The organism is Microbacterium sp. NPDC064584 (assembly GCF_040687315.1).
GTDB lineage: Bacteria > Actinomycetota > Actinomycetes > Actinomycetales > Microbacteriaceae > Microbacterium > Microbacterium lacus.
Window position 1 is genome coordinate 224555 of sequence record NZ_JBFBMZ010000002.1, and the last position, 15178, is coordinate 239732.

General features: G+C 69.0%; 14 protein-coding genes and 2 tRNA genes. 11 read left to right on the forward strand and 5 right to left on the reverse strand.

Annotation, left to right across the window (positions count from 1 at the left end; all coding sequences use genetic code 11):
- Positions 1–65 precede the first annotated feature (65 nt).
- Entirely contained in the window at positions 66–1751 is a 1686-nt protein-coding gene (locus AB0P18_RS05580) for a SulP family inorganic anion transporter (RefSeq protein WP_363359285.1), read from the reverse strand.
- Positions 1748–2113 carry a metalloregulator ArsR/SmtB family transcription factor gene (locus tag AB0P18_RS05585; RefSeq protein WP_344053881.1) on the reverse strand — a complete coding sequence of 122 codons (366 nt, stop codon included), beginning with the start codon at positions 2111–2113 and terminating at the stop codon, positions 1748–1750. The genes AB0P18_RS05580 and AB0P18_RS05585 overlap by 4 nt, the downstream gene beginning before the upstream one ends.
- A gap of 70 nt (positions 2114–2183) precedes the next feature.
- On the opposite strand from AB0P18_RS05585, the gene AB0P18_RS05590 reads away from it, so the two are divergent.
- From AB0P18_RS05590 to AB0P18_RS05605, 4 genes are read left to right on the forward strand one after another with little or no spacing between them, the layout of a single operon-like run.
- On the forward strand, positions 2184–2729 hold the full coding sequence (locus tag AB0P18_RS05590; RefSeq protein WP_344053879.1) for a ribose-5-phosphate isomerase: 546 nt from the start codon (positions 2184–2186) through the stop codon (positions 2727–2729).
- A complete protein-coding gene (locus AB0P18_RS05595) occupies positions 2729–3727 on the forward strand; it encodes a DNA-formamidopyrimidine glycosylase family protein (protein WP_363359286.1) in 999 nt (332 codons plus the stop codon). Before AB0P18_RS05590 ends, AB0P18_RS05595 begins: the two co-directional genes overlap by 1 nt.
- An 18-nt stretch (positions 3728–3745) precedes the next feature.
- Positions 3746–4381: an FMN-binding negative transcriptional regulator gene (locus tag AB0P18_RS05600; protein ID WP_363359287.1), complete on the forward strand. Its 636-nt coding sequence runs from the start codon at positions 3746–3748 to the stop codon at positions 4379–4381.
- Positions 4378–5886: an amidohydrolase family protein gene (locus AB0P18_RS05605; RefSeq protein ID WP_363359288.1), complete on the forward strand. Its 1509-nt coding sequence runs from the start codon at positions 4378–4380 to the stop codon at positions 5884–5886. Before AB0P18_RS05600 ends, AB0P18_RS05605 begins: the two co-directional genes overlap by 4 nt.
- Before the next feature lie 51 nt (positions 5887–5937).
- Here AB0P18_RS05605 and AB0P18_RS05610 read toward each other — a convergent pair whose 3' ends face one another.
- Positions 5938–6423 (reverse strand): DNA starvation/stationary phase protection protein, encoded by a 486-nt coding sequence (locus AB0P18_RS05610; protein ID WP_344053872.1) that lies wholly within the window; start codon positions 6421–6423, stop codon positions 5938–5940.
- Between the two features lie 183 nt (positions 6424–6606).
- On the opposite strand from AB0P18_RS05610, the gene AB0P18_RS05615 reads away from it, so the two are divergent.
- Together AB0P18_RS05615 and AB0P18_RS05620 are read left to right on the forward strand one after the other, a co-directional pair.
- Positions 6607–8754 carry an acyltransferase family protein gene (locus AB0P18_RS05615; RefSeq protein ID WP_363359289.1) on the forward strand — a complete coding sequence of 716 codons (2148 nt, stop codon included), beginning with the start codon at positions 6607–6609 and terminating at the stop codon, positions 8752–8754.
- Entirely contained in the window at positions 8751–9287 is a 537-nt protein-coding gene (locus AB0P18_RS05620) for a gamma carbonic anhydrase family protein (RefSeq protein WP_363359290.1), read from the forward strand. The genes AB0P18_RS05615 and AB0P18_RS05620 overlap by 4 nt, the downstream gene beginning before the upstream one ends.
- Before the next feature lie 7 nt (positions 9288–9294).
- On the opposite strand, the gene AB0P18_RS05625 is transcribed toward AB0P18_RS05620, so the two are convergent.
- Both AB0P18_RS05625 and AB0P18_RS05630 read right to left on the reverse strand, forming a co-directional pair.
- Positions 9295–10197: an alpha/beta hydrolase gene (locus tag AB0P18_RS05625; protein WP_363359291.1), complete on the reverse strand. Its 903-nt coding sequence runs from the start codon at positions 10195–10197 to the stop codon at positions 9295–9297.
- 295 nt (positions 10198–10492) lie between these two features.
- A tRNA-Gly gene (locus AB0P18_RS05630) sits at positions 10493–10566 on the reverse strand.
- 119 nt (positions 10567–10685) lie between these two features.
- On the opposite strand from AB0P18_RS05630, the gene AB0P18_RS05635 reads away from it, so the two are divergent.
- The 5 genes from AB0P18_RS05635 (at position 10686) to clpX (ending at position 15169) form a co-directional block, all read left to right on the forward strand.
- A tRNA-Pro gene (locus AB0P18_RS05635) sits at positions 10686–10759 on the forward strand.
- Between the two features lie 76 nt (positions 10760–10835).
- Positions 10836–12263, forward strand: a complete 1428-nt coding sequence (gene tig / locus AB0P18_RS05640) for a trigger factor (protein ID WP_363359292.1) — start codon at positions 10836–10838, stop codon at positions 12261–12263.
- Between the two features lie 152 nt (positions 12264–12415).
- Complete coding sequence (locus tag AB0P18_RS05645; RefSeq protein WP_344053863.1) at positions 12416–13003, forward strand: ATP-dependent Clp protease proteolytic subunit; 588 nt, start codon at positions 12416–12418, stop codon at positions 13001–13003.
- A 30-nt stretch (positions 13004–13033) separates the two neighbouring features.
- The gene (locus AB0P18_RS05650; protein ID WP_344053861.1) at positions 13034–13705 is read left to right on the forward strand and encodes an ATP-dependent Clp protease proteolytic subunit; all 672 of its coding nucleotides are present in this window, start codon (positions 13034–13036) and stop codon (positions 13703–13705) included.
- A gap of 195 nt (positions 13706–13900) precedes the next feature.
- Complete coding sequence (gene clpX / locus AB0P18_RS05655) at positions 13901–15169, forward strand: ATP-dependent Clp protease ATP-binding subunit ClpX (RefSeq protein WP_363359293.1); 1269 nt, start codon at positions 13901–13903, stop codon at positions 15167–15169.
- The last annotated feature ends 9 nt before the right edge of the window (positions 15170–15178 follow it).

Sequence of the window (15178 nt, forward strand, 5' to 3'; positions counted from 1 at the left end):
GTGTAGGGGGTTCGGATATCGCGAGACCGGCGGGTGGCCGACGCTGGCAACCTCCCCAGCCTACGTCAGGCCCGCGCGGCGGACCCGGTGTCGTCATCGGGCGCCGGCGGCACCGGCGCGCGGACGATGTGGCTGCGGGCATGGGCGACCGCCGGTGCGAGCTCCGCGAAGAGGTGCTTGCTGTGGCGCAGGGAGCTGAGCACACCGACGGTCCTGAACAGCTCCACATGACCTTCGCGCACGCCCTTGATCAGGACCGTCACGCCGCGGCGCTCCAGCTGCTGGACGATCTCGGAGAGCACGTGCGCACCGGTCGCGTCGACCAGCTCGAGGTGAGACATGCGCAGGATGACCACCGTCACGCCGTGCAGCGACGTGACCGTCGCCAGGACGCGGTCCGCCGCCGCGAAGAACAGCGGGCCATCCAGCCGGACGACCGCGATCCGGTCATCACCCGGCTCGGCCGGTCCGTCGATGGGCTCGCGATGCACCCCGGTAGCACGCGACAGTCCCCGGATCGCGAAGATGCCGGCCACCGCCATCCCGATGACGACCGCGACGATCAGGTCCACCGAGACGGTGACGACCGCCGTGAGGAGGTATGCGATCGCGTCCGCGCGCGTGGAGCGCAGGATTGAGCGGGCGGTGGCCAGGTGCACCATCCGCACGGCGGTGACCATGAGGACACCCGAGAGCGCGGCGAGCGGAATGGCGCCGACCGGTCCCGCCGCCACGAGCACGACCAGCAGCAGGACGAGGGCGTGGAAGATCGCGGCGAGCCGGGTCTTGGCGCCCGCGCGCACGTTCACCGCGGTCCGCGCGATCGCGCCGGTGGCCGGAATGCCGCCGAACAGGCCTGCGCCGATCGAGGCGAGTCCCTGTCCGACCAGCTCGCGGTCGGGGTCATACGGACCGGTGTCGGCAAGCGACGCCGCGACCCGAGCGGACAGCAGCGACTCGATCGCGGCGAGGGCGGCGACGGCGACCGCGGGAAGCAGGAGCCGGGCCAGCGTGTCGATCGAGAACGTCGGCAGGCCGGGCGCGGGCAGACCCGTCGGCAGCCCGCCGATCACCGCGAGCGGCGAGGGAAGTATGAGCGCGAGCACGGTGACGATGACGATGCCCACCAGCGAACCCGGAATGGCGTGATGCCAGAGGGGCAGCAGGGACATGCACGCAGCGACCACCGCGACGGCGGCGAGCGACCACGCGAGATAGCGCGGGTCGGCCCCGGCGAGCGAGGACAGGGCGGTCACGACCACGTTCGAATGCAGGATGCCGTCGACGTCGGCGCCGGTGAGTGCGGGGATCTGCTGCAGGAAGATGATGACGGCGATACCGAGCGTGAACCCCTCGATCACCGGCCACGGAATGAAGGACACGGCGCGGCCGAGTCTGGCGGCCCCGGCGATGAGCACCATGATGCCGGCGAGCACGCTCACGATGGCGACGGCACCCACGCCGTGGGCGGCGACGATGGGCGCCAGCACGACCACCATCGCCCCGGTCGGCCCCGAGACCTGCACGTGGGATCCGCCGAACACCGCCGCGATGACGCCGGCAACGATCGCGGTGATGAGGCCGGCGGCAGCGCCGGCGCCGGAGGCGATGCCGAACCCGAGGGCCAGCGGCAGCGCGACGATGCCGACGGTGAGACCGGCGAGCAGGTCTCCGCGCCAGGTTCGGCGCACTGCCTGATAGTCCCGCCGCGCGGGCAGGAGGGCGCGCAGGTTCTGCCCGGCCCGGGTCACTCCGTCGGTCCGAGCGCGGGCAAGGAGGCTGCGTCGGCGATGCGTTCGCCGTCGGCGGTCACCATGAGCAGCAGCAGGCGGCGGGCGATCGTCAGCAGTTCCGCCACCTCTGGGTAGGCGAGCCGATAGTAGACGCTGCTCGCCCGGCGCTCCGAGAGGACGAGGCGATGACGTCGCAGCACCGACAGATGCTGCGACAGGTGGGACGCCTCCAGACCCGTCTCGGTCTGGAGCTGCGCGACGGATCTTTCCGGACTCAGCGACAGAAGCTCGAGGATGCGGATGCGCAGCGGATGCGACAGCCCCTTGAACAGCCCGGCTTTGACCTCGTAGAGCGGACGCTGATCAAGGGTTAACGACATGATGAACCCATCATATCGGTGGATCGAAGCCGTCGACCGGGTCACCTGGCGCCTCCCTAGAATGAAGGCCATGCGCATCCACATCGCGACCGACCACGCCGGCCTCGAGTTCTCCACCCAGCTGCAGCATCACCTCGCTGGACAGGGCCACGAGGTCGTCGACCACGGTCCTCTCGAGTACGAGCCGCTGGATGACTACCCCGCGTTCTGCATCCGTGCCGCCCAGGCGGTCGTGCGCGATCAGGAGGCGGGCATCGAGGCGCTCGGCGTCGTCTTCGGCGGCTCCGGGAACGGCGAGCAGATCGCTGCGAACAAGGTGCGCGGCATCCGGGCGGCTCTGGCGTGGAGCATCGCGACCGCCGAACTCGCACGCGAGCACAACGATGCCAATGTGATCGCGATCGGCGCCCGCCAGCACACGTTCGAGGAGGCCGCGTCCTTCATCGATCTCTTCATCGCCACGCCGTTCTCGGGGGAGGAGCGGCACTCGCGCCGCATCGCGCAGATCGCGGCGTTCGAGACGGACGGATCGCTCGAGCCCGATCCGCGCGCCGCTGCCGGGACACCCGACGTCCTCGCTGCCGACGACAGCTCGTTCGACCCCGAAGCCGGCTGATGCCGGAGGGGCATTCCGTCCACCGCATCGCCCGTCAGTTCGACCGTAACTTCGTCGGTCGCGAAGTGGCGGCATCCAGTCCGCAGGGACGATTCGCGGAGGGCGCGAGCGTGATCTCCGGGCGCACGGCGACGCAGGTGCGCGCGGTCGGCAAGCAGATGTTCCTCGCGTTCGACGACGATCTCTGGCTGAGGGTCCATCTCGGGATGTACGGCGCCTGGGACTTCGCCGGTGAGGTGCTTGTCGATCCCACGATCGCCTCGGCCAACGGGCGCATGGGGCAGACGAATCAGCGCGGGACGGCACTCGAGGTCCCGATCCTGGACGACGCGGGGGAGAACTCTCTCACGTCGATCGGCGCACCTCGGCGCGCCCGCGTCCACGTGCGCATGTCCGAGCAGACGACGGGCCTGCACGATGAGGCGGACCAGTGGCCCCCGCCCGTGGTCGGGCAGGTGCGATTGCGTCTGCTGACCGAGATCACGTGCGCAGACCTGCGCGGCCCGACGGCGTGCGAATTGCAGACCCCCGGCGAGGTCGCCGCGACGATCGCCCGGCTCGGACCCGATCCGCTCGTGGACGACGTGGCCGAAGGGGAGGAGCGCTTCACCGAGGTGGTACGCCGCAAGCCGACCTCGATCGGTCAGTTGCTGATGGACCAGTCCGTCGTGAGCGGCATCGGCAACGTCTATCGGGCGGAGCTGCTGTTCCGCGCGCGTCAGAATCCGCACACGCCCGGGCGTGACGTCCGCGAAGAGGTCGTCCGGGAGCTGTGGCGCGACTGGGTGCGGCTGCTCGCGATCGGCGTCGAGACCGGCCAGATGATGACGATGGACGATCTCGACCCCGATGCCTATCGCGCGGCGATGGCCCATCGCGATGACCGGCATTGGGTGTACCACCGGGCGGGACTGCCGTGCCGGGTGTGCGGCACGGCGATCGTCGTGGAGGAGATGGCGGCCCGAAAGCTCTACTGGTGCCCGCGGTGCCAGGCGTGAACTGCCTAGGCTGAGGGGATGCGTCAGAACCCGAGTTTCGCCCTGGCCGATGTCGCGGAGCTGCGCCTTCTGATCGAACGGAACCCGTGGGTCACGCTCGTGAGCTCCACACCGGAAGGCCTCGTGGCGTCCCACTACGCCGTCGTGCTCGACCCGGAACGCGACGACCTCACGATCCTCGGGCACGTCGGAAAGCCCGACGACCTCATCCATGCGCTGGGAGAGCAGGAACTGCTCGTCGTCGTACAGGGACCCCACGGCTACATCTCACCGGGGTGGTACGGCGACGTCGCAGCCGTACCCACATGGAACTTCATCTCGGCGCACCTCGCCGGGGTCCCCGAACTCCTCTCCGCCGAGGAGAATCTTCGTGTGCTGGAGCATCTCGTCGCCCACTTCGAAGAGCGGATGCCGGACCCCCGGCTCATGTGGGCGCCGCCGAACGATCCCTCGTACATCGACCGGCTCGAGCGGGGCACCGTGGGATTCCGGCTCACTCCCGCGCGGGTCGTCGCGAAGCGCAAGCTCAGTCAGAACAAGCCCGCCGAGGTCGTCGAGACGGTGATCGCCGAGCTCAACGCGGATGGTCCGTTCGCCAACCCCGCCCTCGCGGCCGAGATGCGTCGCGCGCAGGATGCGCGGGTGCGCCCGTGAGCGCGCCGGCGATCGGACAGACGGTCGGGACGATCACCCGCGCCCGGGTATCCGGAGCCGGCCGGGAGTTCCTGCCGGTCGACGGCCCGGTGGATGTGTTCGTCGCGGACGGCCGGATCATCGACATCGCTCCGGCCGGCGTCCTGCGTCCTCGCGGTGACGTGCTCGACGCCGACGGCGCCTGGCTGATCGCGGGGCTGTGGGACCACCACGTCCACGTCACTCAGTGGGCCCTGGTCGCGCAGCGCCAGGCGCTCGGACACGCCGAATCCGCGGCTCACGCGGCGCGGATCATGGCTGACGCGCCCGTGCTGTCGGACGGACGGCGCATCGGAACCGGGTTCCGTGACGCGCTCTGGGGCGATCTGCCGACGCGCGAACTGCTGGACGCCGCCACGGGCGTCGAGCCGACCTACCTGATCAACGCGGACGTGCACAGCGTGTGGCTGAACACCGCGGCGCTGCGGCGGGAGGGACATCCGACCGACGGTGACGGGATGCTGCGCGAAGCCCCCGCGTTCGAGATCTCGCGGCGCCTGAACGACGTCGAACCCGCGGTCGCGGACGCCCTCGTGTCCGCGATGGCGCAGGATGCGGCATCCCGAGGCGTCGTGGGACTCGTCGATCTGGACATGGCGTGGAACGAGACCGCCTGGCAGCGGCGCCTGGACGCGGGCTTCGACACCCTGCGGGTCGAGTTCGGCGTCTACCCCGATCTCTTCGAGCGCGCGGTCACCGAGGGCCTGCGGACCGGTGACCCCGTACGGGGGTCGCACTCGGACCTCGTGCACATGGGACCGCTGAAGATCATCACCGATGGGTCGCTGGGTACCCGCACGGCCGCATGCACGCACTCGTACCCTGGCGATCCGCACAACCACGGGATGCTGACCGTGTCTCCCGAGCGACTCGTCGAACTCCTGACGACCGCGACCGGTGCCGGGTTCGCGTGTGCGGTCCACGCGATCGGTGACGTGGCGAACTCGCACGCGCTGGACGCGTTCGCCCTGACGGGCGCGGACGGCACGATCGAGCACGCGCAGCTCGTGGCGCACGCCGACATCCCCCGGTTCGGGCGTTTGGGCGTCGGCGCGAGTGTGCAGCCCGAACACGCGATCGACGACCGGGATCTGACCGATTCGCTGTGGGCGGCGCAGACGGCGCTGCCGTATCCGCTGCGATCCCTCGCCGACACCGGCGCGAATCTCCTGTTCGGCTCGGACGCGCCCGTCTCGCCGTTGGACCCGTGGGCGGCGATCGCCGCAGCGGTCTGGCGGACACGGGACGGCCGGCCCGCGTGGCGGCCGGAGCAGGGACTGGATGCCGCGACGGCGCTGGCCGCCTCGACGCACGGCGGATCGGCGCACGGCGCGGTGATCGAGCCGGGCGCGGTCGCCGACCTCGTGCTGTGTGAGCGCGATCCGCTGCGGGCCGCGGAGGGGGAACTGCGGACGATGATCGTGCGGGCGACGATGATCGGCGGCCGACTGACGCACGTCCGCTGACGAGAAAGTGCCCCCGACCGGACGGCCGAGGGCACTTCTGCGGAATGCGGGTCAGCCCGCGAGGTGCGCGAAGAGGAACCACCGGTCCTTCTCGAGCTGTTCGCGGATCGAGATCGCGATGTCCTGGCTCGTCAGGTCCACCTCGTCCAGCCCGTCGATCGCGGCCTTCACGTCGACCAAGACCGTGTCCATGTCGGCGATCACCGCGCGGATCATGTCCTCCCACTGCGTGAAGCCGGCGGGGACCTGCGTGGCGGTCGTCTTCGCGGCGACCGTGCCCAGGCGGGCATCGATCGGCAGGCCGAGGGCGACGATCCGCTCGGCGGCGAGGTCGGCGCCGTCCTGCGCGTGCGTGACGATCGTGTCCAGCAGCTCGTGGATCGCGATGAAGTTGGCGCCGCGCACGTTCCAGTGCGCCTGCTTTCCGTTCACGGCCAGCGCCTGCATGCCGAGCGCGATCGGCGTGAGGAACTGAGCCGTTCCGGCCGCGACCGTGGGGTCGGCGGCGGTTGCGGGGGTGGTCTGCGTGTCGGTCATCTGTCTCGCCTCCATATGAGCGGTTCGTGCGCCGGGGTGCACCGTCCGTCTGCGTGCTCCAACGCTACTCACGCCTCCGCATTCCGCAAGCAAGCACAGGCTCCGCTAACCCGCAGCACACGGAGTCGGCGCCGGTCGCCGGGTCGGGTAGGGATGCCGCCGCCCACCGACTAGCGTCGAGGGGTGCCCTCCGCCGATCACGACCTCGGACCCCAGCACCTGAACGTCCCGTCGCGGAGCGTCGTGCGGGAGCCCGCCGACCGCTCGCCCGAACACGCCGAGCCCTCGCGCTTCATCCCGCACGTGCAGGGGCTGCGCGCGATCGCGGTCCTCGCGGTCGTGCTCTACCACTTCTGGCCGGCTCGGTTCTCGGGCGGCTACGTCGGCGTCGACATCTTCTTCGTCATCTCCGGCTTCCTGATCACCGCGCACCTGATGCGCGAGCTGACCGCGACCGGCACGGTGCGTCTCAGCCAGTTCTGGGCGCGGCGCGCGCGTCGTCTGCTGCCGGCCTCCCTGCTGGTGCTGCTCTTCTGCGCGCTCGTGGCGATGTCGCCGTACCTCACGCCGACCTCGGCGCTCCCGAACGAGGTGCGCGAGATCCTCGCGTCGACCTTCTACGTCGAGAACTGGTACCTGGCTCTCAACTCCGCCGATTACCTGAACCACGCGGGCGATCCCACGACCGTCCAGCACTACTGGTCGCTCTCGCTCGAGGAGCAGTTCTACGTCATGTGGCCGCTCATCATGCTGCTGGCGGCGTGGCTCGGCATCCGCTTCTTCCGCGGCGCCCGACGGCGTGCTGTCCTGATCGCGCTCGGTGCGGTCACGATCGCTTCGTTCATCTTCTGCGTGATCTTCACGATCACCGACCCCGCGCCGGCCTACTTCGTCACTTTCGGTCGGATGTGGCAATTCGGCGTGGGCGCGATGGTGGCGCTCATCCCCGCGCTGCGGATCCGCAACGCGATCGGCAGCTTCGTCCTCGGCTGGGCCGGGGTCATCGTGCTGCTCGTCGTGATCTTCCGCTTCGACGGGCAGACCCCGTTCCCCGGCTACATGGCGGCGATCCCGACACTCGCCGCGGCCGCCGTGATCGCGGCGTCCAACACGGAGCGCTGGTGGTATCCGACGCGCCTGCTCGGCATCCGGCCCGCGCAGTTCGTCGGCGACATCTCGTATTCGCTGTACCTCTGGCACTGGCCGCTCATCATCATCGCCCCGTCGGTGCCGTTCTGGGGGCTGACGATCTACCACCGGTTGGCTCTCCTGGCGCTGTGCTTCGTGCTCGCCTGGCTCACGAAGCGCTTCGTCGAGGACCCGGCACGCGGTTGGAAGGTGCTCACTTCGCGCCCCGCGCGGGTGACCCTGTGGTCCTCGCTGGCCGCGATGCTGGTCGTCGCCGCCACGGCGGGCCTCGCGTGGTCCGTGAACGCGCCGACCTACAACGCGGGAGTGCGGGCGATCGCGGAGCTCAGGCAGAACCCGCCGGAATGCTTCGGAGCGGCGGTCGTGCTCGACGCGTCGTGCGCCGGGACGGACTTCGGCACGACGATCCTGCCCGCGCCGGGATTCGCCGGGGTCGACCGCCCGAGCGACGAGCAGTGCTTCGTCCAGCTCAACGACGCGCGGCCGGTGTCTTGCGAGTTCGGCTCGGACGACCCCGAGGCGCCGCGCATCGCCCTCGTCGGCGACAGCCACGCTTACCAGTTGCTCTCGACGTTCCAGACGATGGCCGAGCAGAACGGCTGGCACCTCACCACGTTCTTCAAGGGCGCGTGCCCGTGGAACACCACTCCGCTGTCCACCCCGGGTGCCTTCGGCGAGGCCTGCTCCGAGTGGCGCGCGGGCGTCACCGAGGCACTGGCGGATGCCGATCTCGATGCGGTGTTCACCGCGGCGATCGCCACCACGCCCTATTCCGCCGCCGGCTACGACTCGGCGCACGACGCCGCCGTGGCCGGATACCGCGACGCGTGGAGCGAGGTCCTCGATCGCGGGATCCCTGTCATCACGGTCGTCGACAACCCGGTGTGGGAGACGGATCCCAACAAGTGCCTGCGCACGAAGGACCTGAGCTTGTGCGACGGTCCCCGCTCCGAGCTGCTCGTCGCCGACGATCCGCTTCGGGACGCGGCATCCGGTCTGGAGGGCGTCACACTGCTGGACTTCACCGATGTGTTCTGCGACGCCGACACGTGTGCGCCCGTCGTGGGCGGCGCCAACGTGTACCGCGACCAGGATCATCTGACGGTGAGCTTCGTGGACACCCTGGCACCCTGGTACACCGCAGCGATCTCCGACGCGCTGCAGGAGAGGACGACACCATGACGATCGCTGAAGGCGCTTCCGTCCTGTCCGCCGCCGGACGCACCCCCGAACTGCATCCCACCGTCTTCGTCGCAGCCGGTGCTCGCGTGGTCGGAGGGGTGAGCCTCGGCGAGGGGACGAGCGTCTGGTACAACGCGGTGCTGCGGGCCGACGGCGCCACGATCACGGTCGGTGCGGGGAGCAACCTGCAGGACAACGTGTCCGTCCACGTCGATCCCGGCCACGCCGTCGTGATCGGCGAGAACGTGTCCGTGGGGCACAATGCCGTGATCCACGGATGCACGATCGGCGACGCGTCACTGATCGGCATGGGCGCCGTGGTGCTCAACGGCGCCGTGATCGGCGAGGGATGCCTGGTCGCCGGGGGAGCGGTGGTGCTCCAGGACGCGGTCATCCCGGCCGGGTCGCTCGTCGCCGGTGTGCCGGCGAAAGTGCGCCGCGAGCTCACCGAGGAAGAACGGGCGGGTATCCTCCGGAACGCCGTCGTCTATCGCGAGCACGTCCGCGAGCACGAGGGCGCCCGGCCGGTCTGAACAGGCATCAGTCCTCGGACGCGACGGGATGGTACGCGCCGCGGAAGATCTCGAAGACGCGCGCCGTCGAGGTGCCGGGCAGGCTCGTGATCGGCTTGTCGTCCATGAACAGCCGGATCAGATGAGCGAGCTCTCGCGGGTGGCTGAAGTTGATCGCGTGGGCGGCGCCGTCCAGCACGACCAGCAGCACGTGGTTCTCGTCCTGCGACGCGACCTCCTTGATGCGATCGGGGCCGGGCAGCAGCGGGTCGCGCGTGCCGAGCACCACCAGCGTCGGGATCTTCAGCTGCAGCAGCCGCTCCAGCGAGGGGTACTGCGTGAGTGCGCGGAACATCTTGAACGTGCTCGGGACGCCGAAGCGAAGGTAGTCGGGCGTCGCGACGGTGACCATCTTGCGCGGTTCGCGTCCGCCGTCCTTCGCGAGCTGCCCGACGGCCCGCCGCAGCGGCTGATTGTGGATGCCGCCCGCGGGGGAGACGAGGACCGCCCGCTCGACGCGCTCGGGGTAGCGATGCGCGACCTCGAGGATCACGGGGCAGCCCATCGAATTGCCGACGAGGCTCGTCGTCTTCACACCTCGGTCGTCGAGGAAGCGCACGGCGGCGTGGGCGAGATCGGGGATGTCCAGAGCCGCGCCCTGCTTGCCGCTGCGTCCGAAGCCGGGCAGATCGGGCACGAACGTATGGAACTCGTCGGCCAGCAGCTCGGCGGTCGGCAGCAGGTAGCGCCCCGACAGGCCGAAGCCGTGGAGGTGGGTCATGACGCGGGAATCCGGTGGGTTGGTCGACTCGCGGTAGAAGACATCGACCCCGTCGACCGTCGTCCACCGCTCCGCGAGCCCGGAGGCGGGCCGGCGCGGCGTCATGCGAGCCCGGTGCCGATAGGACTCCTTCTCGGGGTTCTTGACCATCGCCGCTCCTTCCGCGTGGCACCGATCATGCCGCGCGGGGATGGCGGGGGCATCGCCCGGCGAGGGTGAGGGACGAGACGGGACGGAATGAACCTCTGCACCGGCGCGGTCGGTCCGGCGCGAGCGGAATGACGGAAATGTGCAGAATCACGGATGCCGGGCACGAGTTCCGTCCGTCATCCTGCACATCTCCGCAAAGGCCCGCGCATCGGAGGGGCCGACGCGAAGCGGATCGGTTCCTACGGCATCCACACGAATGCCCCGCTGCGCCGACTTCGTCGGCACATCGGGGCATTGGAGGGGATGACGGGAATCGAACCCGCGTAATCAGTTTGGAAGACTGAGGCTCTACCATTGAGCTACATCCCCGCAGCGGCGAGCCGCGGCATCCACGATTCTATGGCATGACGCGACCGTGCCTGTGCCGCGCGGCCCGTCGGCTAGACTTCTGGGGGCCGATCCGCACGTATCCGCGTGCGCAACCCGCCCGGGGCGTAGCTCAGCTTGGTAGAGCGCCCGCTTTGGGAGCGGGAGGCCGCAGGTTCAAATCCTGTCGCCCCGACATACGGCCCCGAGAACCCACGAACTTCAGCTGCTGCGCCGCCGTGCGCGGTCGATCACAAGGAGAACGAAAAGCCATGGTCACCAGCACCGTCGAGAAGCTCACCCCGACCCGGGTGAAGCTGCACATCACGGTCACCCCGGAGGAGCTCAAGCCGAGCATCACGCACGCGTACGAGCACATCGCTCAGGACGTGCAGATCCCCGGGTTCCGCAAGGGCAAGGTTCCCGCACCCATCATCGACCAGCGGGTCGGCCGCACCGCGGTGATCGAGCACGCCGTCAGCGAGGGCCTGGACACGTTCTACCGCCAGGCGGTGGAGGCCAACGAGCTGCGCGTCCTCGGTCGTCCCAGCGCCGACGTGAAGGAATGGCCTAACGAGAAGGACTTCTCCGGTGATCTGCTCGTCGAGGTCGAGGTCGACGTCCGCCCCGAGTTCGACCTGCCGGCCTTCGAGGGCACGACCGTCGAGGTCGACGCGATCGCCGTCGACGAGGCCGCGATCGACGAGGAGCTCGACCGTCTGCGCGCCCGCTTCGGCACGCTCGTGACCGTCGACCGCCCCGCGAGCACCGGCGACTTCGTCGAGCTGAACCTGGTCGCCACGATCGACGGCGCCGAGATCGACCGCGCCGAAGGCGTCTCCTACGAGGTCGGCTCCGGCGAGCTCCTCCAGGGCATCGACGAGGCCATCGACTCGCTGACCGCGGGCGAGGACACCACGTTCCGCTCCACCCTCATCGGTGGAGATCACGCCGGCGAAGAGGCTGAGGTCGCCGTGACCGTGACCGCCGTCAAGGAGCGCGAGCTCCCCGAGGCCGACGACGACTTCGCGCAGATCGCAAGCGAGTTCGACACGATCGCCGAGCTGCGCGAAAGCCTCACCGAGCGCGTCGAGCAGCAGTCCAGCTTCACCCAGGGGAGCGCCGCTCGCGACAAGCTCATCGAGAAGCTCCTCGCCCAGACCGACATCCCGGTTCCGCCGGCGCTCATCGAAGACGAGGTGCACAACCACCTCGAGGGTGAAGGACGCCTCGAGGATGACGTGCACCGCGCCGAGGTCACTGAGGCCAGCGAGAAGCAGTTCCGCACGCAGATGCTGCTGGACGCGCTCGCGGAGAAGCTCAACGTGCAGGTGTCGCAGGACGAGCTGACCCAGTACCTCATCCAGTCCGCCGCGCAGTACGGCATGGCGCCGCAGGACTTCGTCGAGGCGCTGCAGCAGAACAACCAGCTCCCGGCCCTCGTGGGCGAGGTCGCTCGCAGCAAGGCCGTCGCCGTGGCTCTCGGCCAGGTCGTCGTCGTCGACACGAACGGCAAGGTCGTCGACCTCACCGGAATCGTCGTGGACGACGAGGCCGAGGAAGAGGTCGTCGAAGAGGCCGAGGAGATCGCGGACGCGGCCGCCGAGGCCGACGAGATCATCGCCGCCGAGGAGACCGAGGCTCCCGCCAAGCCCAAGCGCAAGGCTCCCGCCAAGAAGAAGGCCGACGCCGCCGAGTAAGGTCGGACAGTCGTCAGGAAGGGGACGGATGCTGCGGCATCCGTCCCCTTCCCGCGTTGCGACGCGGCGCACTCTGCCCAGGGCGAACACGGGCGGGTCGCCGGGGACGCGCCGGTAGATTCGTAGCCACGACCACCGAATCAGGAGTGAACATGGCCGATCCCCTTATCGCGACAAGCGTCTTCGACAGGCTGCTCAAGGACCGCATCATCTGGCTGGGCTCGGAGGTGCGCGACGAGAACGCGAACGAGATCTGCGCGAAGATCCTGCTGCTCGCCGCCGAGGACCCCGAGAAGGACATCTTCCTCTACGTGAATTCTCCCGGCGGCTCGATCACCGCAGGCATGGCGATCTACGACACGATGCAGTTCGTCCCGAACGACATCGTCACGGTCGGCATCGGCATGGCGGCCTCCATGGGCCAGCTCCTGCTGACCAGCGGCACGAAGGGCAAGCGCTACATCACCCCGAACGCCCGCGTGCTGCTGCACCAGCCGCACGGCGGCTTCGGCGGAACCTCGAGCGACATCCAGACCCAGGCTCAGCTCATCGTGTCGATGAAGAACCGACTCGCCGAGATCACCGCCGCCCAGACCGGCAAGTCGGTCGAGCAGATCAACGAGGACGGCGACCGCGACCGCTGGTTCACGGCGCAGGAAGCGCTCGAGTACGGCTTCGTCGACCACATCCGCGCACACCTCGAGGACGTCGTCGGCGGCGGCGGAACCGATCAGGACTGACGAAGGCGAATGAGAAGGAACAACGACGACATGACCATCCCCACCTTCGGCGGCACCGCGCACAACGGGCTCGCGATGCCCTCCAGCCGGTACATCCTGCCCCAGTTCGAAGAGCGCACCGCCTACGGCTACAAGCGCCAGGACCCGTACAACAAGCTGTTCGAAGACCGCGTGATCTTCCTCGGCGTGCAGGTCGACGACGCGTCGGCGGACGACGTCATGGCCCAGCTCCTCGTCCTCGAGAGCCAGGACCCCGACCGCGACATCATCATGTACATCAACTCGCCCGGTGGATCGTTCACGGCGATGACCGCGATCTACGACACGATGCAGTACATCTCTCCCCAGATCCAGACGGTCGTCCTCGGGCAGGCGGCCTCGGCAGCCGCGGTGCTCCTGGCGGCGGGCGCGCCCGGCAAGCGGTTGGCGCTGCCGAACGCCCGCGTGCTGATCCACCAGCCCGCGATGGGCGAGGCCGGTCACGGCCAGGCCTCGGACATCGAGATCCAGGCGGCGGAGATCCTGCGCATGCGGACGTGGCTCGAGGAGACGCTCGCGTCGCACTCGAACCGCTCGATCGAGCAGGTCAACCGCGACATCGACCGCGACAAGATCCTCAGCGGTCGCGAGGCGGTCGAGTACGGACTGGTCGATCAGGTGCTCACGACGCGCAAGCGCGTACCCGCTGCACTCACCAGCTGAGAACGGATGCCGCGACGCCCCGTCCCCTCGACGCGAGGGGACGGGGCGTCGCCGTTCGGGTGATCGCGATTTCGCCCACAGGAGACAACGCGTCGCAATCCCCACGCTTGTCGGTCCCAGAGGTTAGGCTCGACAGGACGATCGGGGTCACAGCCCGTCGCACGGGGGCTCCCCACATGCAAGGAAGGCGACCTGATGGCGCGCATCGGCGAGAGTGCAGACCTGTTCAAGTGCTCCTTCTGCGGCAAGAGCCAGAAGCAGGTCCAGCAGCTGATCGCCGGCCCCGGCGTCTACATCTGCGACGAGTGCGTCGAGCTGTGCAACGAGATCATCGAAGAGCGGATGGCCGAGTCCTCGACGGGTGAAGTCGCCGAGTTCGACCTCCCGAAGCCCCGCGAGATCTTCTCCTTCCTCGACGAATACGTCGTCGGCCAGATCGCCGCCAAGCGCGCGCTTTCGGTCGCGGTCTACAACCACTACAAGCGGGTGCGCGCGCACGGCACGATCCAGTCCGCCGAGCAGCGGGCCGAAGAGATCGAGATCGCCAAGAGCAACATCCTGCTCCTGGGTCCTACCGGCTGCGGCAAGACCTACCTCGCTCAGACCCTGGCCAAGAGATTGAACGTCCCGTTCGCCGTGGCGGACGCCACGGCGCTCACGGAGGCCGGCTACGTCGGTGAAGACGTCGAGAACATCCTCCTGAAGCTCCTGCAGGCCGCTGATTTCGACGTGAAGCGCGCAGAGACGGGCATCATCTACATCGACGAGGTCGACAAGATCGCCCGCAAGGCGGAGAACCCGTCGATCACGCGTGACGTCTCGGGTGAGGGTGTGCAGCAGGCGCTGCTGAAGATCCTCGAGGGAACGGTCGCCTCCGTCCCGCCGCAGGGAGGCCGCAAGCACCCGCACCAGGAGTTCATCCAGATCGACACGACGAACGTGCTGTTCATCGTCGCCGGGGCCTTCGCGGGGCTCGAGGACATCATCTCCAGCCGGGTCGGCAAGCACGGCGTCGGCTTCGGCGCGCCGCTGCACGACAAGGGCGACGACCTCACGCTGTTCGGCGAGGTGCGTCCGGAGGACCTGCACAAGTTCGGCCTCATCCCCGAGTTCATCGGCCGCCTTCCGGTCGTCGCGTCGGTGACTCCTCTGGACCAGACCGCGCTCATGGAGATCCTCACCGAGCCGAAGAACGCCCTGGTCAAGCAGTACCAGCGCATGTTCGAGCTCGACGGCGTCGCCCTCGAGTTCGACGACGGCGCGCTGCTGGCGATCGCCGACCTCGCGGTGGAGCGCAAGACCGGCGCCCGCGGACTCCGCGCGATCCTCGAGGACGTCCTAGGGCCGATCATGTTCGACATCCCGTCGGACGACGAGATCGAGAAGGTCATCGTCACACGGGAGTCCGTCCAGACCGGCGCGGCACCGACCTACACGAAGCGGCGCGCGCGCAAGAGCGCCTGAGCCTTTCGA

Coding starts and splice junctions, on each gene's coding strand:
- tig (WP_363359292.1), top strand. CDS start 10,836: ATGGTCACCAGCACCGTCGAGAAGCTCACCCCGACCCGGGTGAAGCTG.
- AB0P18_RS05585 (WP_344053881.1), bottom strand. CDS start 2,113: ATGTCGTTAACCCTTGATCAGCGTCCGCTCTACGAGGTCAAAGCCGGG.
- AB0P18_RS05590 (WP_344053879.1), top strand. CDS start 2,184: ATGCGCATCCACATCGCGACCGACCACGCCGGCCTCGAGTTCTCCACC.
- AB0P18_RS05625 (WP_363359291.1), bottom strand. CDS start 10,197: ATGGTCAAGAACCCCGAGAAGGAGTCCTATCGGCACCGGGCTCGCATG.
- AB0P18_RS05600 (WP_363359287.1), top strand. CDS start 3,746: ATGCGTCAGAACCCGAGTTTCGCCCTGGCCGATGTCGCGGAGCTGCGC.
- AB0P18_RS05610 (WP_344053872.1), bottom strand. CDS start 6,423: ATGACCGACACGCAGACCACCCCCGCAACCGCCGCCGACCCCACGGTC.
- AB0P18_RS05595 (WP_363359286.1), top strand. CDS start 2,729: ATGCCGGAGGGGCATTCCGTCCACCGCATCGCCCGTCAGTTCGACCGT.
- AB0P18_RS05645 (WP_344053863.1), top strand. CDS start 12,416: ATGGCCGATCCCCTTATCGCGACAAGCGTCTTCGACAGGCTGCTCAAG.
- clpX (WP_363359293.1), top strand. CDS start 13,901: ATGGCGCGCATCGGCGAGAGTGCAGACCTGTTCAAGTGCTCCTTCTGC.
- AB0P18_RS05650 (WP_344053861.1), top strand. CDS start 13,034: ATGACCATCCCCACCTTCGGCGGCACCGCGCACAACGGGCTCGCGATG.
- AB0P18_RS05620 (WP_363359290.1), top strand. CDS start 8,751: ATGACGATCGCTGAAGGCGCTTCCGTCCTGTCCGCCGCCGGACGCACC.